23 protein-coding genes and 1 tRNA gene are annotated in these 24415 nt (G+C 39.8%); 7 read left to right on the forward strand and 17 right to left on the reverse strand.

All coding sequences use genetic code 11. The features are described from left to right. Positions 1-63: 63 nt before the first annotated feature. Complete coding sequence (locus ACI4WO_RS04120; protein ID WP_439806292.1) at positions 64-270, forward strand: helix-turn-helix domain-containing protein; 207 nt, start codon at positions 64-66, stop codon at positions 268-270. A gap of 114 nt (positions 271-384) precedes the next feature. Further along, positions 385-1128 carry an SH3 domain-containing protein gene (locus ACI4WO_RS04125; RefSeq protein ID WP_439806293.1) on the forward strand — a complete coding sequence of 248 codons (744 nt, stop codon included), beginning with the start codon at positions 385-387 and terminating at the stop codon, positions 1126-1128. Between the two features lie 50 nt (positions 1129-1178). On the opposite strand, the gene ACI4WO_RS04130 is transcribed toward ACI4WO_RS04125, so the two are convergent. Further along, positions 1179-2171, reverse strand: coding sequence for a M15 family metallopeptidase (locus ACI4WO_RS04130; protein WP_439806294.1), 993 nt, complete (start codon positions 2169-2171; stop codon positions 1179-1181). Positions 2172-2502: 331 nt separating this feature from the next. Between ACI4WO_RS04130 and ACI4WO_RS04135 the strand changes: the two genes are divergently transcribed. Continuing rightward, the gene (locus ACI4WO_RS04135) at positions 2503-4599 is read left to right on the forward strand and encodes a glutamine synthetase III family protein (protein ID WP_439806295.1); all 2097 of its coding nucleotides are present in this window, start codon (positions 2503-2505) and stop codon (positions 4597-4599) included. A gap of 90 nt (positions 4600-4689) precedes the next feature. Here ACI4WO_RS04135 and ACI4WO_RS04140 read toward each other — a convergent pair whose 3' ends face one another. From ACI4WO_RS04140 to ACI4WO_RS04195, 12 genes are all read right to left on the reverse strand, one after another. Then, the gene (locus ACI4WO_RS04140; RefSeq protein WP_439806312.1) at positions 4690-7080 is read right to left on the reverse strand and encodes a CDP-glycerol glycerophosphotransferase family protein; all 2391 of its coding nucleotides are present in this window, start codon (positions 7078-7080) and stop codon (positions 4690-4692) included. Then, entirely contained in the window at positions 7073-8335 is a 1263-nt protein-coding gene (gene hflX, locus ACI4WO_RS04145) for a GTPase HflX (RefSeq protein ID WP_439806296.1), read from the reverse strand. The genes ACI4WO_RS04140 and hflX overlap by 8 nt, the downstream gene beginning before the upstream one ends. A 168-nt stretch (positions 8336-8503) precedes the next feature. Continuing rightward, positions 8504-9673 carry a pyridoxal phosphate-dependent aminotransferase gene (locus tag ACI4WO_RS04150; protein WP_439806297.1) on the reverse strand — a complete coding sequence of 390 codons (1170 nt, stop codon included), beginning with the start codon at positions 9671-9673 and terminating at the stop codon, positions 8504-8506. 15 nt (positions 9674-9688) lie between these two features. Beyond that, positions 9689-10534: an amidohydrolase family protein gene (locus ACI4WO_RS04155; RefSeq protein ID WP_439806298.1), complete on the reverse strand. Its 846-nt coding sequence runs from the start codon at positions 10532-10534 to the stop codon at positions 9689-9691. Further along, positions 10506-11849: a phenylacetate--CoA ligase family protein gene (locus tag ACI4WO_RS04160; RefSeq protein ID WP_439806299.1), complete on the reverse strand. Its 1344-nt coding sequence runs from the start codon at positions 11847-11849 to the stop codon at positions 10506-10508. Before ACI4WO_RS04160 ends, ACI4WO_RS04155 begins: the two co-directional genes overlap by 29 nt. Positions 11850-11898: 49 nt before the next feature. Continuing rightward, positions 11899-12792 (reverse strand): thiamine pyrophosphate-dependent enzyme, encoded by an 894-nt coding sequence (locus tag ACI4WO_RS04165; protein ID WP_439806300.1) that lies wholly within the window; start codon positions 12790-12792, stop codon positions 11899-11901. Then, positions 12789-13952, reverse strand: a complete 1164-nt coding sequence (locus ACI4WO_RS04170; protein WP_439806301.1) for a transketolase C-terminal domain-containing protein — start codon at positions 13950-13952, stop codon at positions 12789-12791. Before ACI4WO_RS04170 ends, ACI4WO_RS04165 begins: the two co-directional genes overlap by 4 nt. Then, a complete protein-coding gene (locus tag ACI4WO_RS04175) occupies positions 13949-14239 on the reverse strand; it encodes a 4Fe-4S binding protein (RefSeq protein ID WP_439806302.1) in 291 nt (96 codons plus the stop codon). Before ACI4WO_RS04175 ends, ACI4WO_RS04170 begins: the two co-directional genes overlap by 4 nt. Then, on the reverse strand, positions 14236-14754 hold the full coding sequence (locus ACI4WO_RS04180) for a 2-oxoacid:acceptor oxidoreductase family protein (protein WP_439806303.1): 519 nt from the start codon (positions 14752-14754) through the stop codon (positions 14236-14238). The genes ACI4WO_RS04175 and ACI4WO_RS04180 overlap by 4 nt, the downstream gene beginning before the upstream one ends. An 11-nt stretch (positions 14755-14765) precedes the next feature. Beyond that, positions 14766-15368 carry a methionine ABC transporter permease gene (locus ACI4WO_RS04185; RefSeq protein WP_439806313.1) on the reverse strand — a complete coding sequence of 201 codons (603 nt, stop codon included), beginning with the start codon at positions 15366-15368 and terminating at the stop codon, positions 14766-14768. A gap of 55 nt (positions 15369-15423) precedes the next feature. Beyond that, positions 15424-16434 (reverse strand): methionine ABC transporter ATP-binding protein, encoded by a 1011-nt coding sequence (locus tag ACI4WO_RS04190; RefSeq protein WP_439806304.1) that lies wholly within the window; start codon positions 16432-16434, stop codon positions 15424-15426. 18 nt (positions 16435-16452) lie between these two features. Next, positions 16453-17289 carry a MetQ/NlpA family ABC transporter substrate-binding protein gene (locus tag ACI4WO_RS04195; protein ID WP_439806305.1) on the reverse strand — a complete coding sequence of 279 codons (837 nt, stop codon included), beginning with the start codon at positions 17287-17289 and terminating at the stop codon, positions 16453-16455. A gap of 420 nt (positions 17290-17709) precedes the next feature. On the opposite strand from ACI4WO_RS04195, the gene ACI4WO_RS04200 reads away from it, so the two are divergent. After that, a complete protein-coding gene (locus tag ACI4WO_RS04200; protein ID WP_439806306.1) occupies positions 17710-18420 on the forward strand; it encodes a GDSL-type esterase/lipase family protein in 711 nt (236 codons plus the stop codon). A 61-nt stretch (positions 18421-18481) separates the two neighbouring features. Here ACI4WO_RS04200 and ACI4WO_RS04205 read toward each other — a convergent pair whose 3' ends face one another. From ACI4WO_RS04205 to ACI4WO_RS04220, 4 genes are read right to left on the reverse strand one after another with little or no spacing between them, the layout of a single operon-like run. Beyond that, on the reverse strand, positions 18482-19393 hold the full coding sequence (locus ACI4WO_RS04205) for a PLP-dependent cysteine synthase family protein (protein ID WP_439806307.1): 912 nt from the start codon (positions 19391-19393) through the stop codon (positions 18482-18484). Position 19394: 1 nt separating this feature from the next. Beyond that, complete coding sequence (locus ACI4WO_RS04210) at positions 19395-20555, reverse strand: trans-sulfuration enzyme family protein (protein WP_439806308.1); 1161 nt, start codon at positions 20553-20555, stop codon at positions 19395-19397. 6 nt (positions 20556-20561) lie between these two features. Beyond that, on the reverse strand, positions 20562-21023 hold the full coding sequence (locus tag ACI4WO_RS04215; RefSeq protein ID WP_439806314.1) for an S-ribosylhomocysteine lyase: 462 nt from the start codon (positions 21021-21023) through the stop codon (positions 20562-20564). A 16-nt stretch (positions 21024-21039) separates the two neighbouring features. Then, positions 21040-21939 (reverse strand): class I SAM-dependent methyltransferase, encoded by a 900-nt coding sequence (locus tag ACI4WO_RS04220; RefSeq protein ID WP_439806309.1) that lies wholly within the window; start codon positions 21937-21939, stop codon positions 21040-21042. A 384-nt stretch (positions 21940-22323) separates the two neighbouring features. Between ACI4WO_RS04220 and ACI4WO_RS04225 the strand changes: the two genes are divergently transcribed. The 3 genes from ACI4WO_RS04225 (at position 22324) to ACI4WO_RS04235 (ending at position 24283) form a co-directional block, all read left to right on the forward strand. Beyond that, positions 22324-22400: transfer RNA gene (locus ACI4WO_RS04225), tRNA-Arg, on the forward strand. Between the two features lie 324 nt (positions 22401-22724). Further along, entirely contained in the window at positions 22725-23447 is a 723-nt protein-coding gene (locus tag ACI4WO_RS04230) for a DUF6291 domain-containing protein (protein ID WP_439806310.1), read from the forward strand. After that, entirely contained in the window at positions 23447-24283 is an 837-nt protein-coding gene (locus tag ACI4WO_RS04235; protein WP_439806311.1) for an ATP-binding protein, read from the forward strand. The genes ACI4WO_RS04230 and ACI4WO_RS04235 overlap by 1 nt, the downstream gene beginning before the upstream one ends. Positions 24284-24415: the final 132 nt, after the last annotated feature.

Below are 24415 nucleotides of genomic sequence, written 5' to 3' on the forward strand. Positions count from 1 at the left end.
GTTAATAAAAAATACAAAATATTTAGCGTTTATTATGATAACATTATTTTTGGAGGTGTTTAGATGCTTATATATAAAAAATTTTTCCAGCTTGCTGATTCAAGGAATCTTGATATTGAACAACTCCGGAAAATGTTTACTCCCAGAACAGTTTACAGACTGGAAAACAGTTCGGAAATTTCAGCATATACCATAAATAAGATTTGCAGTGAGCTTGAATGTCAGCCCGGTGATTTCATGGAATATGTCAGCGATGAACCGGATAAGTAAAACGGCGTATCTGCCCGGTAATTTCTTAACATTATACTTCTTTGCAGCATATAATATGATACAGCCATCGGATACAGATCCGCTGTGATTTTGCTGTAAAGGAGTATTGATTTTATGCCTAAAGTTTTTTTAAGTCCGTCCACTCAGGAATGGAATGAATATGTTACCGGCGGAAATGAAGAACAGTATATGAATCTTCTTGCCGATAAAATGGAACCATACCTGAGATCGAGCGGTATAACATATGTAAGAAATGATCCTGACAAAAATGTTGTTGGTGCTATAAGGGATTCAAATGCCGCATATTATGATGTTCATCTGGCACTTCATTCAAATGCGGCTCCTGAGCATCTGGCAGGGCAGCTCAGAGGTATTGATATTTATTTTTCACCGGGCAGTTTTGACAGTGAGCGACTTGCTACAATTATAGCCAATAATCTTAAGAACATTTATCCGCTTCCTGACAAAAGCCGTGCGGTACCTACAACAAGTCTGGGAGAAGTAACCCAGACCAGGGCGACAGCAGTTTTATGCGAGCTTGGATATCATGACAATATTGAAGATGTAACATGGCTTAAGAACAATCTTGGAGCGATTGCCAAAAATCTTGTTCAGTCTTTGTGCGATTATTTTGGAATACCATTTGTAGATGCCGGACCTGTTATGCAGGGAGTGGTTGCAGCAGGCGGATCCAATCTCAATATCAGAGATTACCCGTCATCAGGCGGAAGGATCATAGGATCTATTCCGGACGGTGCCAGAGTTACAATTTACGGAGATGTAGGAAACGGATGGTATGTTGTAAATTATAATGGACAAACAGGATATGCAAGCAGTGATTTTATAGTTGCAGGTTAAATAAATGCCGCCGTTTTATTTTACGGCGGCTGATTTAATTGGAACAATTATTATAATTCTACAGTAACTATAAATCCGTCAACATTGTTTCCGGAAATAGTATATGTTTTGTCGGAAGGAACAGGAATATCCGTGTTTGCTGAAGGGTCAGCAGCAACATAGTATATTTCGTAGTTTTTTTCTGCTGCGTTGACTTTCAGGTGCTCTCCGTCAAAGGAATGGTTTTTAAGTTCATCAATATATTCTTCCAGACAAAGGTCATTCTGGCTGATATATACTGCATGAGGAATGCCGACATAGCGGAACTGATAGCTTTTTGATTCAACCCCTGTTTTGTCTTCCTTGCCTTCCGGATAACGAAGAATGAATCCGTAGTTTGCACAGTTTTCAGAGATCCAGGAGTAAGGTTCTTCAGCAGTATAATAATAAGACGAATCATTTTCAGGGAATATGCCAAGATCCATGCTCAGACCGGTATGGTATTCGGAATATCCGCCCTTGATGTTTGATGTACCGGAGTTGTAGATGTCATCCTGATATTCTTTTGTGCGGTATCCGGAAACCACCATAATATCCGTATTGCCGGTTTTTGCGTAAAAAGCTTCCATCATTGAATTAAGAGCGTTTATAGCAACAGATGAAAGACTTGTTTCATAGTCATTGATCTGATAGGTATCATTCATTAATTCATATATCGGAGTTATGGTATTTTCCTCATCGCTTACCGGGAATGTATATTCATGATCAGAGTTTACAAGTATCAGATCACCTTTATAGACATCATTAGGAAGAGCGCTGACTGTTGAATAATTCTCCAGCGAGTCAACAGAGGATTCATCTGACGTACTGTCTTCAGATTCAGGATTTTCATTTTTGTTTTCCGTAGGTATTATAGATGATGTTTCTCCGGAATTTTTGTTATCATCTTTACCGCATGATTTACAGCATGAAACAAGCAGAATTATAAGAACAATAAAAATGGCTGCCACGCCGATAATACGGTCATATCTTACCCTTGATTTTCTTTTTCTGTAGGTACTCATTATAAAATAAATTCCTTTCTGATAGGTTTTATACTCTATATAATATCATATTTCTGAGAAAATGTAAATAAAAATAAGGTGAAAGAGCAATAAAAAAATAAAAAAACATAGAAAAAAGAAAATATGATTATAAATAATCCGGTAAAGAACGTAGAAAAATTGTGCAAAACAAACAAATTCAAAATTAGCTCTTGACAATTTTATTTTTTCGTTGTATCATGTATACATAAACTTAATACCAATTAATTTTGAAACAATGGCGTTTCAGCAGGTTGATTTATATTTTCATTACTGCTGAAGCGCTTTTATTATTTAAAGGAGGATTTTTCTTATGTCAGAAGTTCAGACAGTAGCAGATTATTTTGGTTGTAATGTTTTCAGTGATAAGGTGATGAGAGACAGACTGCCGAAAAATGTTTATAAATCTGTTATGAAAACAAAGAAATTCGGTACTGCCCTTGACGGCGATGTTGCAGATGTTGTTGCAAATGCAATGAAGGACTGGGCTATTGAAAAAGGTGCAACACATTATACACACTGGTTCCAGCCTATGACTGGTATTACAGCTGAAAAGCATGATGCTTTTATTACTCCTACAGATGACGGCAGCGTAATCCTGGAATTTTCAGGCAAGGAGCTTGTAAAGGGTGAGCCTGACGCATCATCTTTCCCGTCCGGCGGACTGAGAGCTACATTTGAGGCAAGAGGATATACAGCATGGGATCCTACATCAAATGCATTTGTTAAGGACAGTACATTATACATACCTACAGCATTCTGTTCATATACAGGTGAAATTCTGGATAAGAAAACTCCGCTTCTCCGTTCAATGGAGGTTGTAAATGAACAGGCACTGAGAATTTTAAGACTGTTCGGAAATACAACAGCAACAAGAGTTACAACTACAGTAGGTCCTGAACAGGAATATTTCCTTGTTGACAAGAAGTATTATGATCAGAGAAAAGACCTGATGCTTACAGGAAGAACATTGTTTGGTGCAATGGCTCCAAAGGGACAGGAACTTGAAGATCATTATTTTGGTAATATCAAGCAGAGAGTATCCGACTTTATGAAGGATCTGGACAGCGAACTCTGGAAGCTTGGTATTTATGCAAAAACAAAGCATAACGAAGTTGCGCCGGCACAGCATGAGCTTGCACCGGTATTTACAACATCAAATATTGCAGCTGACCACAATCAGCTTACAATGGAGATCATGAAGAAGGTTGCTTTAAAGCACGGTCTGGTTTGCCTGCTGCATGAAAAGCCGTTTGCAGGTGTTAACGGTTCAGGTAAGCACAATAACTGGTCAATTTCCGCAAATGACGGTCAGAACCTTCTTGATCCGGGCGATACTCCGATGGAGAATATGCAGTTTATCACATTCCTGTGTGCTATTATCAAGGCAGTTGATGAATATGCTCCGCTTCTGAGAATTTCTGCTGCTTCAGCCGGAAATGACCACAGACTGGGTGCTAACGAAGCTCCTCCGGCAGTTATCTCAATGTTTATTGGTGATGAACTTCAGGGAGTTCTGGACGCTATTGAAAACGGTACTCCGGTTACTGAAAATTCTGATAAGATTTTTGAAATCGGTGTTGACGCTCTGCCTAACTTCCCGAAGGATGCTACAGACAGAAACAGAACTTCTCCGTTTGCATTTACCGGAAACAAGTTTGAATTCAGAATGCTGGGTTCTGCTGATTCAATTTCCTGTACAAATGTTATTATGAATACTATCGTTGCACAGGTTCTCAGTGAATTTGCTGACGAGCTTGAAAAGGCTGACGATTTCAAGTCTGCTCTTAAGAAGCTGCTTGTAAAGACAATCAAGGAACACAAGAGAGTTATCTTCAACGGCAACGGCTATTCTGATGAATGGCTTGAAGAAGCTAAAAGAAGAGGACTGCCGAACCTTGTTTCAACTGTTGATGCTCTTCCTCATTATACAGATGAAAAGTATATTAAAATGTTTGAAAAGTTCAAAATTTATACCAAGGCTGAAATTGTTTCCAGACAGGAAATCCTTCTTGATAATTACAGCAAGGTTATTAACATTGAAGCTCTTACAATGCTTGACATGGCAAAGAAGCTTATTGCTCCTGCTGCACTTGAATATACAAAATTTGTAAGTGATGCAGTTGTTACAAAGAAAAATGCTGGTATTGACAGTTCACTTGAAGAAGAACTTGCAAATAAGCTTACATCTCTGACATCTTCTGTTTATGCTGCAATTGATACTCTTGATGCTAAGAGAATTGCTTCCAAGGATCATGAAGAAAGTGTTGAATCCCTTGCAAGATACTACAGAGAAGAAGTATTCTCAGCTATGCAGAGTCTCCGTGCAGTAGCAGATGAACTGGAAATGAATGTTCCTGCTAAGTACTGGCCAATTCCTACTTATACAGATCTTCTGTTTACAGTCTGATAATAACGACCCCCAAATTATATCTCTATATATTTTTTAAGACGGATGTTTGTCATCCGTCTTTTTTTACTTTATATAAGCTTTTGTCAATTAGTCAAGGAGCATTTCAAAAGCTTCTGCTGCATGTTTGTTATATTCTTCGTAGTTGACATTCATAGCTTTTACCTTACCGTTTACAAAATCTTTCATGCCGTTATATATAGCTTCCGGTGTAGGGTCGGTCATATAACCGCCGTGAGAACTCATAAACCCGTAAGGACCGCATACGTTGGTTGAGATAACAGGAATTCCCAGAGTATCAGCTTCGAGAATGGTAAGTCCTAATCCCTCATATCTGGATGAGAGTATGAATAAATCGCATTTTTTCAATACGGGCATAGGATTGCTCATGGATTTTATTATAATAATATTTGATGAAGCAGATGACATTTTTGCCTGTTGTAATGTTTCACTGTATAGTTCACCGTATCCGCCGATAATTATCAGAAATGCATTTTTGTTTTCTTCATAAAATTTCTCAAAGGCACTGATTAAAATATCATGTCCTTTTTCAGCCGAAAAACGACCGATGTTTATAATTTTCAGACTGCTGCTGTTGAGAATATTTTCAAGTTCCCCGACGGAAATATCAGACTGCGTACTGTCATCAAATGTAACCGGAAGTTCTGACCTTGCCATAACAGTTTTGTATGAATGGCAGTTTGGTACAACGGATATTCTGCAGCCGTCACCGCCTGTTTCTTTTACCGATTCGATAAGGTCACAGGTTACCGGTACAACATGACTATAACTCTGATAAGCTGCTCTGAGGGAATTCCTATGCTGAATATTTTTATTTTTAAGCTCATTGACCATATTGTTGTGAACGAAAATGGAAGTACTGCAATTGAAATACTTAAAAAGATGAATCATGTTTTTGCCGTAGCCTTCAAACTGTACCACAGAATTAAAACCAATTCCGCTGAAAAATCTTTTGATTTCTCTGCTATATAGTCTGTCCATGTATCTGGAAGTGAATTTATTTTCACAATTGAATATGAAGTACAGCATAAGTGCTATACCTTCAAAAACAGTATACTGTATTTTGGTGGGCATTGGCAGAATTCTTATTGTATCAGGGATTTTTGCAGCTCTTAAGGGTTCGGATTTTACTGATGATTCTACAAATGTAACGTAATACCTGCGTTTTTGAGTATCAATATTGTCAAAGAGATTCAGAAGGGAAGTGGTTATTCCGTTTTGAATAAGATTTCCGCTGTAGAAAAGTACATTTTCTTTTGACGTGTCAGAGATTTTTTCAGTACTGCACGACTTTTGATTTTTCAGAACATGTTCAAGTATTTTTTCAGCGGCATCAGGACAGTCATAAGTACAGAAATAACGTCGGAAATTACTGTCATCATAATTTTTTGGCAGATTCATTTCGCTGTATAATTCAGAAATATTATGCGTTTTGGGAAAGGGAAGGGAATCCATAGAAACATAAATTCCCCTTTCGGACAAGTAATCCTTTTCATCATATACGAACAAAATAATTTTCCTGCCTGTATTTGCAAAATCATAGAACACGCTTGAATAATCAGTTATGAGAACATCAGCACAGTTTAAAACTTCATAGCTTTCATACTGACCGGGCATAGGAATAATATGTTTATAAGATGAGCAGTCGAAATCCGAATTCACAAACGGGTGAAGCTTTACCATAAGGAGCTGATTGTCTGTCATTTTCCGGTCAAGCTCCTCCAGAAATCCGGACAATATATTTATCTGCTCTGTTTTCTGACGTGCAGTAAGACTTCCTCTCCATGTAGGCATGTACGCAAAAAGCTGTTTGTCTGAAAATCCTAGTTTTTCTTTCATAGCCTTTGCTTTTTCCGGATGGAAAAAGATACTGTTTCTAGGTATTCCGGTATTAAGAACAGTGCCTTTGAATACACCGTCAAGCATATACGCAGAAATCATTTTTTCTTTCATATATTCATTAGGATATATCAGGTAATCGGAAATAAGAAAATTTCTTTCAATATTGCCCATGGAGTATATTTCTGACGGAACATCACGTCCCATTTTTTTAAGCGGAGTCCCATGCCATGTATTTGTAATAATCTGTCCGTCTTTTTTAATGTATCTGGGTGTGAATGAAGTATCAGTAAAAAGATATTTTGCCTGTGCAAGAGCCTTGAAATATGCGGTACTTTTAGGAGATACCAGGCGGATATTGTTTATATCGTAACGCTTAAGCAGTGATGCAATGCGGTTTCGTTTGTCCGGACGGCAGGTGAGATAGATTTTATATTCGTCTTTGTAATTTTTCCGGACACATTCAAGCAGTCTGAAAATATTTCCGGCAAGATCGGCACCGTGTTTTGACTCAAAAAGAACAGCATTATTTTCAAGGGGCAGTTTATAATATTTTTTTATATAGTATGTCTGAAGTACTGAAGATGCCGCCGCTGAAATAAGATATTTAATATTAATAATCTGTCACCTCTGTTATATATTTGCTTACAAGATGGAAATTTTTTATATCGACCAAAGCATCAATAAAAGTTCCGTCCGGAGTATATTGTTCAGAATAAACCTTTCCGTTTGTCCGGATTATGTTTATGAGATTTGTTTCACTGTATGGTATAAGAAATTTCTTTCTGACCGAAGTTTCAGGAAGATTTTGTGCAATACACTGCAAAAGCTCTGTAAATCCCCGTTTTTCTCTGGCTGAAATAATTGCAGTTTTGCTGTCATGAGGAATATTTTCCGGATTCACGGCAAGATCAGCTTTATTGAATACTTTTATTCTGGGGATATTTTCACAGCCCAGTTCGTTTAAGAGTGCGTCAGCAACCTCAGCCTGTTTCAGACCGTCATCAGTACTGATATCAATTACGTTTAAAATTATATCTGCACAGGCGGCTTCTTCAAGAGTACTTTTAAAAGCTTCAATAAGCTGGTGCGGAAGACGCCTTATCAGTCCGACAGTATCAATAAGCATTACACTTCTTCCGTCGGGCAGTGCAAGCATTCGTGAAGTAGTATCCAGAGTAGCAAAAAGTTTATTTTCAGCCAGTACTCCTGCATCGGTGAGGGCATTCAGAAGTGTAGATTTTCCGACATTGGTATATCCTACTATGGCAGCAGTAAGAACCCCGTCTTTTTTTCTTCTTGCACGGTGAAAATCACGTCTTTTTTCAAGCTTTTTAAGCTCTGACTCCAAAGTTTCAATACGTCTTCTTATGTGTCTTTTATCAGTTTCCAGCTTTGATTCCCCCGGACCTCTTGTACCGATTCCGCCTCCCAGACGGGACATTTCAATACCTTTTCCGGCAAGGTGAGCAAGACGGTATTTGTTCTGGGCAAGTTCAACCTGAATTCGTCCTTCACGGCTTATAGCACGCTGAGCAAAAATATCCAGAATAAGAGTAGTACGGTCAATAACCTGAATACCGAGAATATCTTCAATATTTTTTGTCTGATTAGCGGTCAGTTCATGGTCAAAAATCGCAATATCAATATAAAGCGGTTTTATTGACTCTGCAATTTCTGTAAGGCGTCCCCGTCCGATACATGCGGCACTGTCATAATTCTGACGCTTCTGAATCACATCGGCAACAGCTTTGACTCCGGCAGTTTTTGAAAGCTCGTAAAGCTCTGACATAGAAAGTGCCGAATCGAATTCACCGGTATCAACGCCTATAAGAATTGCTTTAGGTGTATGCGTCTGCTGAGAAATAATGTCCATATAACTCCTCCGATCTTTATTGTGTTTATTATAGCATAAAAAGATTATTAAATCCATATTAATTCATGAAAAAAGTTTTTAATTTAAAGTTTTGGTCAGGCTTTTTCAAGACTTGCGGCTTACAAAGTATGAAAGCCTGCCCTCAGTAAGTAAGGCAGGCTCATAATTTTATTTTTTCACAGCAATTTTCTTTCTCATATCAGCAAGGCGGTTTAATGCCTCATTTAATGTTTCGTTTTTCTTTGCAAAGTGTACACGAACATATCTGTTTTCAGGCTCTTTGAAAAAGCTGGAGCCGGGAACTGCCCCTACTCCCACGTCTCTTGCCAGAACCTCACAGAACTCCAGGTCACTGTCATAACCAAATTCAGAAATATCAAGCAGGATATAATATGCACCCTGAGGAACAGTATGGGGAATGTCCAGTGTGTCAAGACCGTCAAGAAACAGCTTGCGTTTTTCAGAGTATTTCTTCTGCAGATTGGCATAATAGTCATCACCGAAATTCAGTCCTGTGACAGCTGCTTCCTGAAGAGGTGCTGCTGCTCCTACTGTAAGGAAATCATGGACTTTTTTCACAGTGTCAATAATTACCGGCGGAGCAATTACATATCCCAGTCTCCAGCCTGTGACAGAATAAGTCTTGGAAAGGGAACTGCATGAAATAGTACGTTCCCACATATTCGGAAGACCTGCAAAATACACGTGCTTAAAAGGCTCATATACAATATGCTCATAGACCTCGTCAGTAATAACAAATGTATCATATTTTTCTGCCAGATCTGCAATTATTTTCAGCTCATCATAAGTGAAAACCTTTCCGCAGGGATTTGACGGATTGCAGAGTATAATTGCTTTTGGATTCTGCCTGAATGCAGCTTCCAAAGCGTCAGTATCAAAAGAAAATTCCGGAGGTATAAGGGGAACATATATCGGTTCTGCCCCTGACAGGATAGTATCAGCACCGTAATTTTCATAAAACGGAGAAAATACTATTACCTTGTCTCCCGGGTTTGTTACTGACATCATTGCTGCCATCATAGCCTCTGTACTGCCGCAGGTCACAACAATTTCACTGTCGGGATCAATTTTTCTTCCCATAAAGTGTGACTGCTTTGCAGCTAATGCTTCACGGAAATTCTGGGCACCCCATGTAATGGAATACTGATGAAAATCCTCTTTAGTAACTTCTGCAAGTCGTGAGAGAATTTCCTTCGGAGGGTCAAAGTCCGGGAATCCCTGTGAAAGATTGACCGCGCCGTATTTATTTGATATTCTTGTCATTCTTCGTATAACCGAGTCTGTAAATCCTGCTGTTCTTTTGCTGAGTTCTTTCATAATAAGAATATCCTTTCACTTATTTATCATATTTAAAAAGTTTAAAAAATTATAATATTCGATTTTTCGGCGTACCTTTTCAGAAAGCCGCATATTGCCAAGCTTTAATAATTCTTCATTGGGATTCCACATAGGGAAGTCACTTCCGAAAAAGAAATTATCAGTACCGAATTTTTCAATCATCTTTTTCAGCTCGTAATCTGAAATAAAGCTGAGTGTACTTGAAATATCAAAATACAGCCGATGGCTTACAGGAAGAATGTCATACGCTTCCTGCCAGTGCATGTATCCGCCCATGTGTGCAGCTATTACAATAAGTTCCGGTATTTTGTCAAGGACATTTTTCAGTCTGGAAACGGCAGAATAATCAAGTTTTTTATCTCCCATATGGAAAATAACAGGCAAATTATTGTCTGCTGCTTCTTTATATATCGGCAGCATTTTCGGATCATCAATATCAAACTGCTGAAAATCAGAATGAAATTTAATGCCTTTTAATCCTGATGATTGTATTCTCCTGATTTCAGATTTGAAATCATCATTATCCCTGTGAAGTGTTCCGAATCCTGTCAGGCTTTTATCCTTTGAGCATATTCCTGCAATAAAATCATTGATGCTTTTTGTCTGTTCCGGTTCTGTTGCCGGAGAAAATATAAGCTGCATTACTATTCTGCGGTCAGTATTCTCAGCATTTTCCCGGACTGCATAAAGTTCTGACAAAGTTCCTTTAGTATACATCGGCAGATCGTAGAATCTGCCGACGGTTTCCATTGCTTTCAGGGCAATTTTATCGGGAAATATATGGGCATGAGCATCAATAACCGGAATAAAATCATATTGTGTAGTTAAGCTTGCGTTCATCTATAATACGTCTTGACTTGTGCTCGGAGCGTGTGTCAAGTCCTCCGTCAGGGTGAACTATTACCTGATATGGCTTTACACCGATTCTTGCCTTGAGAGCTGTGGAAGTTTCTGCTGCAATTTCCTCATCTGTTTTCGGACTGTCAGTATTTCTTTCTACCTCTACTGAATATTTGCAGGTGAAATCCTTTTCAAAAATTCGGATGAGGTATTCGCCTGTGATATCGTCAATCTCACGGATAACTGCTTCAATATCGCTTGGGAATACGTTTACAGCGGAAACAATAAACATGTCATCCTTTCTGCCGCTTATATGAATTCTGCCGTGAGTACGTCCGCATGAGCATGGAGTATTGTCAATCCAGCCGATATCACCTGAACGGAAACGTATCATAGGTCTTGCTTTCTTGCGGAGAGTAGTATATACAAGTTCACCTACAGAGCCTGCCGGAAGAACCTCACCTGTGTGAAGGTCAACAGTTTCTACAAGAATCTGGTCTTCGCAGATATGTAAACCGTCCTTTGCATCACACATTGCAGCGCATGCACCGAATATATCAGACAGACCATAGAAATCGTAAAGCTCTGCACCCCACAGATCCTCAATAGCCTTTCTTGTAGCATCAATGGAACCGCCCAGTTCTCCGGCTACTATTATCTTGCGTATGGACAGATCCTTTTTCGGGTCAATACCGCTTTTCTTTGCCTTTTCACCCAGCTGCCATGCATAGGACGGGCTTGTCCATAAAATAGTAGGCTGATAAGTTTTCAGAATGTAAAGCAGTCTTTCACTTGGAAGTGTTCCGCCCCAGATACATAATGCTCCCAGATTCTGAGCACCGATTACATCAGGTCCGCCTACATAAAGTGAAAAGTTAAGTGCATGCACATATCTGTCATTAGGTCTCATGCCGATCTGCCAGAACCAGCGGCTTTCGGTATCCTGAAATTCATCAAAGTCTTCTTTTGTAAAAGGACTCATTGTAGGAACGCCTGTTGAACCTGTTGATGTGGAAATGAATACGACATCTTCTTCAGGAACGGCACACAGTTCACCTAAAAATGAACCTACACCCTGTGTATCACGTTCTGTCTGTTTGTTGATAAACGGGAATTTAGCAAGGTCAGAAAGTTCATGAATATCCTCAGGCTTTACCCCTGCTTCATCAAATGAACGCTTATAGTAAGGTGCATTTTCGTATGCGAATTTTACCATTTCCTTGAGACGTTCAAGCTGAAGTTCTTCCAGCTTATCTCTGCTCATTGTTTCGATTTCTTCATTCCAGTATTTTTTTTCAGAAACTGAATTGCTCATTTTTTATACCTCCGAATTTTTATAATGGTTTTACCGTTTTGGATTGCTTTTATTTTTCAATATTCCACAGACTGCGGATTTTTTTCCATTTTTCATCTCTGGAACTTGTAATTATTTCAATATCATCATCAGTCAGATGCTTGAATCTGCCCTGTTTTTTCAGATAATCCGAAACACTTGTAAAGTCTTTGGGATTATGGTTTAAAGTAAACTCTCCGTTTTCGTATTCTGCAAGATACCACAGACCGCAGTCAACGATTTCTTTTGCGATTTCCACCGTTTCATCTGCGGGGATTCCCCAGCCGGTAGGGCAGGGGGCAATTACGTGAATATATTTTGTACCCTGAATTTTTGACGCCTTTTCCACCTTGTTCAGAAAATCTGTCATATATCCCACTGTAGCGGTTGCAGCATAGGGAATATCGTGGGCGGCGGCAATTTCAAACATATTTTTCTTAGGTCTTATATTTCCGTGAATGTTTTTTCCTGCCGGAGTAGTTGTTGTTTTCGCACCGAACGGTGTAAGTCCGCTTTTTTGAATACCCGTATTCATATACGCTTCATTATCGTAGCAGATATAAATAATATTGTCATTACGGTCAATTGCTCCTGAAAGTGCCTGAATACCGATATCAGCAGTACCGCCGTCTCCTGCAAAGCCTACTGCTGTAAAGTCAGTTTTTCCTAAAGCTCTTAAGCCTGCCTCCACTCCTGTAAGCATTGATGCTGTTCCGGCAAAAGTTGAAATTATTGCGTTATTGGAAAAGCACAGCTGAGGAAAGTTGAACCCCACTGCTGACATACAGCCTGCCGGAAGGACTGCAACAGCATTCTTTCCCAGTATCTTCAAAGCATTTCTTACTGCCAGACTGCCTCCGCAGCCTGCACACGCCTTGTGTCCGTAAAAATATTCTTCTCCGGGAAGATTTTTTGCTGTTATCATTTACCGTCCACCTCGATTCCGATGAAATTAACGCTTTCTGTACCGCTTTGGAGCTTTTCATAAATATCGAAAATGTCCTCATGGGAAATATTTCGTCCGCCAAGTCCTCCGATAAAATTATAACCGGGGATATGGACGCCATGTTTTTGCAGTGCGGAATTTACGTTTGTATAAACAGTACCCTCGCTGCCGAAAGAGATATCCTTTTCGAGAACTCCTACTGCTTTTGCATTTTTAACTGCATTTGCAATTTCAATATCCGGAAACGGTCTTAAATAGCGGATTCTTAAAACCCCTGCCTTAACTCCGTTCTGGCGAAGCTTGTCTGCTGTTTCACGGCAAAGTCCGGAAATACTTCCAAGAGTAATAATGATATAATCTGCGTCTTCGGTTTTGTATGTGTCAATAAGACCGGTATATTCTCTTCCGAAAATTTCTGCGAAACGCTTTTCAGCCTCCGGAAGAACATTTCTTACTGCAAGCATACCCTGATGCTCCTTGTATTTGAATATGTAATTATGTTCCGGACCTGCGGAAAAAGCAAGATTCTTAGGACTTTCAAGGTCAAGTTTGTTTTCCGTTTCATAGGGGGGAAGAAAATCATCTGCCTGTTCCTGAGTGGGAACATCTACAGTTTCGTATGTATGAGTAAGTACAAAGCCGTCTAAATTCACCATAAACGGTGTTGATACTGCCTTGTTTTCTGCTATATAGTAGCTCATTAATGCAAGGTCAAGACTTTCCTGTGCATTTTCTGCATACGCCTGTATCCAGCCGCTGTCAAGCTGGGAAATACTGTCACGCTGGTCGCCGTAGATGTTCCATGGCAGAGCAGTTGAACGGTTTGCATTCATCATTACAATCGGGAAACGTCCGCCGGAAGCATAATAAAGACATTCAGCCATGTAAAGCAGACCCTGTGAGGAAGTGGCGGTAAATGCCCTTGCTCCTACGGAACTTGCACCGATTGCACAGGAAAGTGCAGAATGTTCTGACTCAACATGAATAAATTCCGATTGCAGGCTGCCGTCCTCCACCATTTCAGAAAGCCGTTCCACTACGATAGTCTGAGGAGTAATGGGATATGCTGAGATAACATGAGGTCTTGCAAGGCGTACGCCATGAGCAAATGCCTCATTGCCCGACAAGAATTTTTTCATCGTTCATCCTCCATTTCAATTGCACCGGTTCTGCATGTTTTAGCACAGATTCCGCAGCCTTTGCAGAAATCATAATCAACAGCGGCTTTTCCGTTCTGCTCATAAATTACCCCGTCCGGACAGTACATATAGCACTGCATGCAGCCCACACATTTTTCAGGCTTTATAACCGGGCGTATGCTTCTCCAGCCGCTGTTGACTGATACAAGATAACCGGCTTCATAGGCTGTGTTTTCGGGGACATCATCAAACCCGAAGATTTTCTTTTCTCTGATATATGGTTTCATCTGGCTGCCTCCTCTGAAGCGTCAAGCACTGCCTGCCTGTTCTTTTCTCTGATTTTTTCGGGCATGTATCTGTCTATAGCATCAATAAGTTCCTTTTGGGAAACAATACCCGATATTGCTGAAACTGCCCCCAGCATTACAGTATTCACTGTGGGAAGACGGAGAGCTTTTGCAGATTTGTTTCCGTCAAATGATATTGTATTTTCATCTGTTGATTCTTTAGAGTTTATAATGATTCTGCCGCCGGGGCTTAGCTGTTCATGAAGGTCTGAGCTGTAAAGGGTTTCGTCAAGGACAACAATATAATCAGCCTTCTGAGTTACACTTCTGTCGGAAACAGGCTTGCTGTCAAGCTTTGTAAATGCTCTTACAGGAGCACCTCTGCGTTCGGGACCGAATGAAGGAAATGCAAGTCCGTGATATCCGTCACCTTTAAGAGTGTATGCCGCACCCAGAAGCTTTGCTGCTGTAAATGCACCCTGACCGCCTCTGCCGAGCCAAATTATTTCTGTCATAAATCCACCGCCTATAATTTTTTATCCAGTTTCTTAGCTGCAAAATCACCTATCCACTGAATCACCTGAACAAGTACCACAAGAATAACAACGCAGGCAATCATTATATCTGTCTGGTATCTCTGATAGCCGTATCGGTAAGCCAGATCTCCAAGACCGCCGCCGCCTACAAGTCCTGCCATAGCGGAAAAGCCAAGTATGGAAATTGCAGTAACTGTAATGTTTTTTACAAGTGACGGCAGAGCTTCGGGTATAAGTATTCCTGTTATAATGGAGAGCTTTTTTGCACCTGATGAAGCAGCTGCTTCTATAACACCCTGACTTACATCTGAAAATGAAGCTTCCGCAAGACGTGCAAAAAATGCAATTGACGCTATGGATAACGGAACAATTACTGCTTCAGAACCGATTTTTGTACCGACGATAAGTTTTGAAAGGGGAAGAAGCAGAATCATAAGTATAAGAAATGGTATCGAACGGATAATATTTAAAATCACACCGGTAATTTTATTTATTGCCGCATTTTTTATAAAAAGAGTATTGGAGGTTGCGTACAGCAGCAGTCCCAGTGCACCGCCGAAAACTATTGCAGCAGCAAGGGATGTAAGAACCATAAAAGCTGTCTGACTGAGTGCTGTCTGTATGTCCGCCCGGAGATCCAGTATATTGTCAAGCACTTAAAATCACCTCTGTTTCATAAGTTTTTTCTGAAAGCGCTTTAATAGTCTGTTCAACGTCAGAGCTTTCACCTGTAATATTGACATAGAGAATACCCAAAGGTTTTGAACCGATATATTCTATTTTTCCGTGAAGAATATTGTATCTTACGTTATAGTCTGATGCAGTCTGGGAAAGCACCGCTTCTGCGGCACGTTCTCCCAGATATGTAATCTTCACAACAGGTCCGGTGATATTTTCCCTGATTTCAGGAGGAATTTCAAAATTCTGCGTATGTGCTATAAGCTGCTTTGTAAATTCATTCTGCGGATTGGTAAATACCTGATATACCTCGCCTGTTTCCACAACAGTACCCTCTGACATTACAGCAGTACGATTGCATATTGATTTTACAACATCAAGCTCATGAGTTATAATAATAATTGTAACGCCAAGCTTTTCATTTACTTCTTTCAGAAGCTCCAGAACTGATGCGGTTGTTTCAGCGTCAAGAGCTGATGTGGGTTCGTCACACAGGAGAATATCCGTATTGTTTGCCAGAGCCCTTGCAATTGCAACACGCTGTTTTTGTCCGCCGGAGAGCTTTGAAGGATATGTATCAGCCTTGTCACTTAAGTTAACAAACTTCAGAAGCTCGTTTACACGGTTTTTGATATCATTCTTTTTCCAGTCTGCGGTTTTCAGAACAAAGGCAATGTTTTCATATACTGTTTTGTTTTCTGCCAGATTGAAATGCTGAAAAATCATTCCGATGTTCTGACGCAGCTGACGAAGCTTTGCACCTTTGTAATCCTTAATGCTGCTGCCGTTTACAAGAACGTCTCCTGAGCTTAAGGGCTGAAGAAGATTTACAGTTCTAAGAAGTGTGCTTTTTCCTGCACCGCTTCCGCCTACTATACCGAAAATATCCCCCTTGTTTATAGTAAAGGATACGTTTTTCACAGCTTCAACCGTATTTTTATTCTGTTTAAATGTCACACTGACATTTCTAAATTCAACCATAGTATCACCGTATTTCCTTTAATCGTTATATGCTGACGGTCTTGCAAAGGCAGAATACTGATTGTTTTCATCTTCTATCACACTGCGGAATTTATCCGAATGAACGATATCAACTATATCCTTTGCAAACTGAGCGTCTTTATCAGAAGTTCTTACTGCAATTACATTGAAATATCCTTCTGCAAGTTCTTCGTTATATACTGCATCACTGAGCTTAAGACCTGCACCGATTGCATAATTTCCGTTTATAACTGCAAAATCAGTACTGTCCAGAACGCTTGGGAGAATTTCAGCGCTGACTTCAGTAAACGAAAGATTTTTCGGATTTTCTGATATATCATCAACTGTTGCTTTTGCAGGGTCAATATCAGGACTCAGTGTTATAATCCCGGTTTGTGCCAGAACTCTGAGTGCTCTTGAAAGATTTGTATCATCATTTGGAATAGCAACTGTTGCACCGTCCTTTGCATCGTCAAGGCTTTTGTATTTGTCTGAAAATACACCCATTGCAGCAGTAGGGATTTCTGTGATGTATGTCAGGTCAAGACCGTGTTCTTCACTGAACTGTTTAAGATAAGTGGAATGCTGGAACATATTTACGTCAATTTCATTTTCAGCAAGTGCATTATTAGGCTGAACATAATCTGAAAATTCTGTGATATCCACCTTGTAGCCTTTTTCTTCAAGAGAAGGTGCAATTGCTTCACTGAACATATCTCCGTAAGGACCTGCGCATACGCCTACACGTATTGTTTCCGAGTCAGAATCAGCAGATTTTCCGGAGCAGCCTGTAACAGCTGTTAAACCTATAATAGTCAGAAGTGACAGTGATATAATTTTTTTAAAGTTTTTCATATTAACATTTTCCTTTCGTTTCAAAAAATAAAAAAAGCAATGTATATGCCTGCGGCACAACAAAGCTTTCAAATACTGTATATATCCGACAGCGGAATATTTTTTTAAATTCACACCGCTGTATAATGCATAAGGTCAGGCGCAAATGTGCCGTTACAACAAAGCATTCGCATATTACAGTATTCGTTTATACAACACATTCGTTCAAAAAGTGAAGATGAAAATTTAGTCACTTTAATCCATTCCTTTCATTTCATATGTAATCAATAGGATTACTATGGTTAAATTATAACACAGGATTTTCCTGTTGTCAAGAGTAAATTCATATTATTTTTATATGAAATGTAGGTTTATTGATTTTTAACAATTTTCCAGGGTAAACAGGAAATAAATATAGTCAATAAGATAGTCCTTGAAATCATGGCGGATACATGTTATAATATAGAGGAGAAAATAAACGGGAATTTTGAAATATTCTCTGCGGGGGTGACAGTTCTGAAAACGATACTTGCTTTCGGCGATTCAAATACTTACGGCTTAAATCCTCAGGACAAAAGCCGTTTTGATTATAATACAAGGTGGACAGGAATTCTTGACCGGAAAATGTCTCCTTATGGATTCCGTGTGGCAGAAGAGGGACTCTGCGGACGCACTACAGTATTTCCTGACGGGATGCGTCCCAGCAGACGGGGAGTTGATGTACTTCCGTTTCTTATGGAAAGTCATGCACCTGTTGAATATGCTGTAATTATGCTCGGCACAAATGACTGTAAGACACGTTTTGGTGCATCGCCTGAACAGATTGCCAATGGTATAAGGCGGCTTGTCCGGCAGGTTAAGGATGCTGGCTGCTGTAAGATACTGATAATTTCACCGATATATCTTGCCCATGGTGTGGGCGATGATGAATATGATACTGAATTTAATGAAGAATCCGTGGAACTTTCAATGCAGCTGAAAAAAAGCTATGCAGATATTGCCTGTCAGGAGGGCTGTCTGTTCCTTGCTGCGTCTGACGTGGCATATCCTTCCGAATATGACCGTGAGCATATGGATGAAAAAGGTCATGCGGCACTGGCAGAAGCTGTTTTTGATATTATTATTGAAGATGCCGGGAAGATGGTTTTTTAGTTAAAACAGGGGACGCCCTTATGGAGCGTCCCCTTAATTTTATTCCTGATTTTCTTTTGCTTTATTCATATAATCCGGTACTGAAATAGCGGTCTCCCCGATCCGGGAAAACAGTAACTATATTGCCTGTGTTTATCTTTCGGGCAAGTTTCATAGAAGCTGCCATGGCTGCCCCTGATGACGTACCGGCAAAAATGCCTTCCTTTTTTGCAAGCATACGGGAAGCGTTAAAGGCTTCATGGTCAGTGATTTTAATTACTCCGTCTACCAGAGACATATCCATTGTGTCAGCTATAAAATCATTGCCTATTCCCTCAATATTATAGTCCCCATGTTCGCCACCGCCTATAGTTGAACCCACAGGGTCTGCAAGAATACCCTTTATATCAGGGTTTTTTTCTTTTAAATACCGTAAAATTCCTGTGTAGGTTCCTCCGCTTCCGGCACCTGCAACTACATAATCAATTTTTCCGTCAAGGTCATCATAGATTTCTTTTCCCGTAGTTTCATAGTGTGCCTGAGGATTGCTCATATTTTTAAACTGCTCCAGAGATACGGCACCGGGTATCTGAGACTTTATTTCCTCTGCCCTGGCAACTGCTCCCAGCATTCCGGATTCTCTGGGCGTGTTTATAATTTCCGCACCTAATGCACGCATCAGTGTCTGTTTTTCTTCTGAAAATTTTGTGGGAACTACAAATATTATACGGTATCCTCTGTTAAGAGCCGCAAAAGCAATGCCAAGACCGGTATTGCCGGCGGTTGCTTCTACTATAGTTCCGCCTTTTTTCAGGAGTCCTTTTTCTTCTGCGTCACGGATCATATAAAGTCCGGTTCTGTCCTTGACGCTTCCGGAAGGGTTATATAACTCCAGTTTTGCAAAAATATTTATTCCGTCCTTTTCTACCATACTGCCAAGCTTTACAATCGGTGTGTGACCGATTAAATCCTGCATGGAATGATAGTATCTCATCTTACTTTACCTCACTTTTGTCAATAGCCTGCTGTAAATCTTCAAGTATATCCTCAATATCCTCAATACCCACTGAAAGTCTGATAAGACCTTCTGTGATGCCGACTTTCCGGCGTATCTCATAGGGGATAGAGGCATGAGTCATAGAGGACGGATGGCATACAAGGGATTCAACACCGCCTAAGCTTTCCGCAAGACTTATAAGCTTCAGACTTTCAAAAAATACTCTGATATCATAATTGTCATAAAGCTCAAAGGAAATCATAGCACCGCCGTTTTTTGCCTGAGCTTTGTTTATTTCATATCCCTGACTGTTTTCCAGTCCGGGATAATAGACGTTTCTGACTGCCTTGTTATTCGCCAGAAATTCCGCTGATTTTTCAGCATTGTAAACATGTCTGTCAATTCTGACGCCGAGTGTTTTGATACCTCTTATAAGCAAAAATGAATCAAACGGCGGAAGTACTCCTCCTGTGGAATTCTGAATAAATGCAAGCTTCTGTGCAAGCTCCTGTGTACTTACTACTGCCAGTCCGGCAACAACATCACTGTGACCTCCCAGATACTTTGTGGCACTGTGGATAACGATATCCGCACCCAGATCAAGTGGTTTCTGCAAATATGGAGTCATGAATGTATTGTCAACGATAACAAGCAGATCGTGCCTGTGGGAAATTTCCGCAATTGCTCTGATATCAGTTACAGTCATAAGGGGATTGGCAGGACTTTCTATCATAACTGCCTTTACATCAGGAGTGATAGACTGCTCAAAAGCTTTAAGATCTGTTGTATCAGAAATTGTATAGGTGATGCCGAAATGATTGAAAACCTTGTCAAGTACACGGAATGTTCCGCCGTAAACATTGCTTGAGATAAGTACACGGTCACCGGTATTAAGAAGGCTTAAAACTGCTGTGGCAGCAGCCATGCCCGAACCGAATGCAAAGCCTGCATATCCGTTTTCAAGCTCTGCGATAAGGGCTTCAAGAGCTTCTCTGGTGGGATTTCCGGTACGGGAATATTCATACCCTCTCATTTTTCCGAGTCCGTCCTGCTTATATGTAGATGTCTGATAAATCGGAACATTTACTGCTCCTGTTCTTTCATCTGTTGAAATTCCGCCGTGAATCAGCGCTGTGTCAATATTTTTATATGTACTCATTTTTAATTACTCCTTATAATTCATATTTTCTGTTGTTACGGTTTCAAGAACCGTTAAAAAGTTTTCGGCTTCATGTTTTGCGGCATTGAGGTCATGCTCAAGATAATTGCCGCATTCTGTTCTTTCTGAACCGGGTATTTTTCCTGAAAAATCTGCAATAAAACGGAATGTATCCGAAAGAAGTTCAAGTATATTTTCCTTTGAAATACTGTCCCTTGCAACCAGATAAAAACCCGTTCTGCACCCCATGGGACCTGCATAGATAATACCGTCTGAAAATTCAGAATTACGAACAAATGTCGCCAGAAGATGCTCAATGGTATGAAGAGCTTTGGGTGAAATATAATCTCCGGCATTTGGCTTTTTCATGCGGATATCATAGGTGACCGCATCTCCGTCAATTCTTGAAATATATACGCCCTTGTCAAGCAGGTCGTGATTTACTGTAAAACTTGCAATTTGTTTCATGCTGCTGTCCTTTCGTTTATTCATAGTCAAATCCGCCCGTATAGGTTGCTGAAAGCAGGCTTACATTTTCAAAAGCTCTCAGTCCGTCAGTTCTTTCACTGAAATACATTTTCTGTACCTTGGAAGGATTTAAATATGTATCAATCTGAAATCCCAGAGAATAAAGCATTCGTGAAATTTCATTATAATCAAAACCGCCCTGCATGACCTCTCCCAGAGAACGTGTGATTTCTTCCAGACGGTAAACACGCCTCGGAAAATTACCGCTTTTGAGAGGATAATCGAATACTAAAACGCTGCCGTTTGCAGAAAGCTCTGATATCTGACTTAAAGTATCCGCAAAAACCGGGAGTGTCAGATAATAGGAAACCCCCAGTATACTGAAAAACGTTCTGACTTCAGGATTAAATCCGCTTTGCACAAGCTTGTCAGTCATTTTTTCCTTTTCAAAATCAACAGGTACAAAATGAACATTTTCAGGTATATTCCATTCCAGCTGTTTGATTTTTTTAAGTTTATACTGCTGTGTATCCGGATGGTCAATTTCAAATATTTCTATATCCGGATTATCACACCGGAAAGAAAATGTATCCGAACCGGCACCGCATATCACATACTGGATTTTTTCATTTTCATCTGCAAAGCGTTTCAGTCTGCTTTCGGAAAAATGTATTCTTGAAAGGGGAATAGGGGCTATGTATTCATTGAGGATTTCAATTGTATCTTCATTTGAAAATGCATTTTCGCTTCTGTTAAAGCCATGACGGATTATATCATAAATCTCATCATATTCCTCTTTCCCCATCATATCAAAAGCAAGATAATCGTCATAAATTTTATTTCTCGCTTTATTTGAATGCCACGCACGGGCAAATGCACACAGCTTAGCTGTAATACTTTCTCTGTTATCAACCATTTATAATCTCCATTCAGAAAAAACGGAGAATGCAGTTTAGCATTCTCCGTAAAAGTCGTTATGTGTTACGGCTGTTAAAAGCCGCACTTGCCTTACAGGATATTTAATGCATGAATCTGCTTACATCGTATGAAATTTTCGCTTCTGCAACAGATACAACACATACAGTTAATCATTGTGTAAACAGCTTTCATGGTTTCAGTCTCCTTTGAATTTATTTTCTTAGTAATCCTATGTATTTAGTATGTTATGATTATATCAGATGTTTTTACATTTGTCAACCCCTTTTTTCCAAAAAAATATTTTTTGGAAAAAGGTGAATTTTTTAAAATTTGCTATTGACTTTTTTTTGACAGTGTGATATAATAATAAAGCTTTGAAGATGCGCCAGTAGCTCAGCTGGATAGAGTGACTGGCTACGAACCAGTAGGTCGGGGGTTCGAGTCCCTCCTGGCGCACCAAAGCGTGACCGCACAGGGCAAATCGGATTTCGTTTACGGAATCCGATATTTTTTTGCCCGACCGGTTACTATTCATCATAACGCAAATCTGTTACGCCCTTTGAAGTGATTCAGAGGGCGTTATTTATTTATAATTATGACAGCCAAATTTTCCGCCGAAAACTGTACAAAATAACGAATCTGAAAATAAATTTTTTCTTATTTGCATATTTTAATGCAAAAACGGTACGATTTTTGCCTATTAGTGAAAAGCATTGAAAGGAGTTGAAAGATTAATGAATGATTATGAATGCAGTTACGAAAGAAAAAGGGAGGTGATACATATTGAGCAAGGATTATCATACTGAAAACAAATCATTTGCCATTTACAAGGACTGGGAAGAACTTTTTGACGCTCTTGAAGACAACGAAGTTTCACAGCTTATAAAAGCTTTGTTTGCATTTGCCAAACGAGGTGAAGAGGCAGAGTTCAGCGGAGCATTAAAAATAGCTTTTATTACTATGAAAAATGCTATTGAGCGTGACGGCAGAAAGTGGGAGCAGAAATGCAAAAGCAATTCCAGGAATGCAAAAAAACGATGGTCAAAAGATTCGGACGAATACGAACGCATACAAACGTGTACGAATTATACCGATAAAGATACAGATACAGATACAGATATAGATACAGATATAGACAAAGATAAAGAAATAGATATAGATAATATACCCCCTATATCCCCCAAGGGGGACAAGCCGGAGATTAAACCTGAAACAGACTCTTTCAGTGAATCGTTTAATGATTTTTGGAAAGCGTATCCGAAAAAGGTTTCAAAGGCTAATGCTTTAAAGGCATGGAACAAGCTTAAACCAAACGGCGATTTAGTCAGGGAAATCCTTTCTGCTTTGGAACGACAGAAAACGTCAGTTCAGTGGCAAAAGGACAACGGTCAGTTTATTCCATACCCTGCAACGTGGTTAAACGGCAGACGGTGGGAAGATGAACAGCAGGCAGTATCGGCAATGCCCGATTATAGCTATGGTACGGAAGGAGTTGATTATCTGTGATGTTTGCAGAAATACTTAAAAATGCGGCACAGAAATGTAATGAAACCGTGTTACATGATGATGAATTTATTAAAGACGGTTTACGATACTGCAAAAAATGCGGTACAGCCAGACAAGTAAGGTTAAGTGAAAAATATGGCGGTATTAACGACTGTAAATGCAAATGTCAGATTGAAGAACATGAAAAATTAGAAAATATGCGTCATGCACAGGAAAAAAGCCTTGCTGTAAACAGTCTGAGAAACAGCGGCATACATAACCGCAGTATGCACCAATGGACTTTTGCAAAAGACAACGGCAGCAGTTCAAAGCTTATAAACGTAGCTAAAAGGTATGTAAACGGCTGGGAGGAAATGAGGACGAAAAATATTGGTCTGTGCCTTTTCGGTAACGTGGGTACAGGCAAGACTTACGCCGCCGCCTGTATTGCGAATGCACTGATTGACAAGGGTATCAGAGTTGTAATGACTGATTTCAGCCGTGTTATTAACGCCATGCAGAGCTATGATACCAAAGACAAAAACAATTACATTGACGATATCTGCGGCTGCGATTTGCTGATACTGGACGATTTAGGCGCAGAACGGCAATCTGATTATTCTTTGCAGATTTGTGAGCAAGTCATTGATGAACGTGCAAAATCCGGGAAACCGCTGATACTTACAACCAATATTTCCATTGAAACTATTAAAAATCCGCCTGATGTCAAGTATGCAAGAATGTATAGCCGCATTCTTGAAATGACTGTCCCTGTACAGTCGGCAGGAACGGACAAGCGCAGCCGTACCCATGAAGATAATATGAAGTGGGCAAAGGAATATTTTTCGGGTCCGTGACCGGACATGACATTTCGTTGATAATTTTGCAGTATGATTTTTTAAAGACACGACCGTTTTCTTTGGGTGGATATACAAAAATCTGAGCCGGAATGCTATTAAATTCCATGGCATAAATCAATTTAACTCCGA

It is taken from the genome of Porcipelethomonas sp., from assembly GCF_051893655.1.
GTDB lineage: Bacteria > Bacillota > Clostridia > Oscillospirales > Ruminococcaceae > Porcipelethomonas.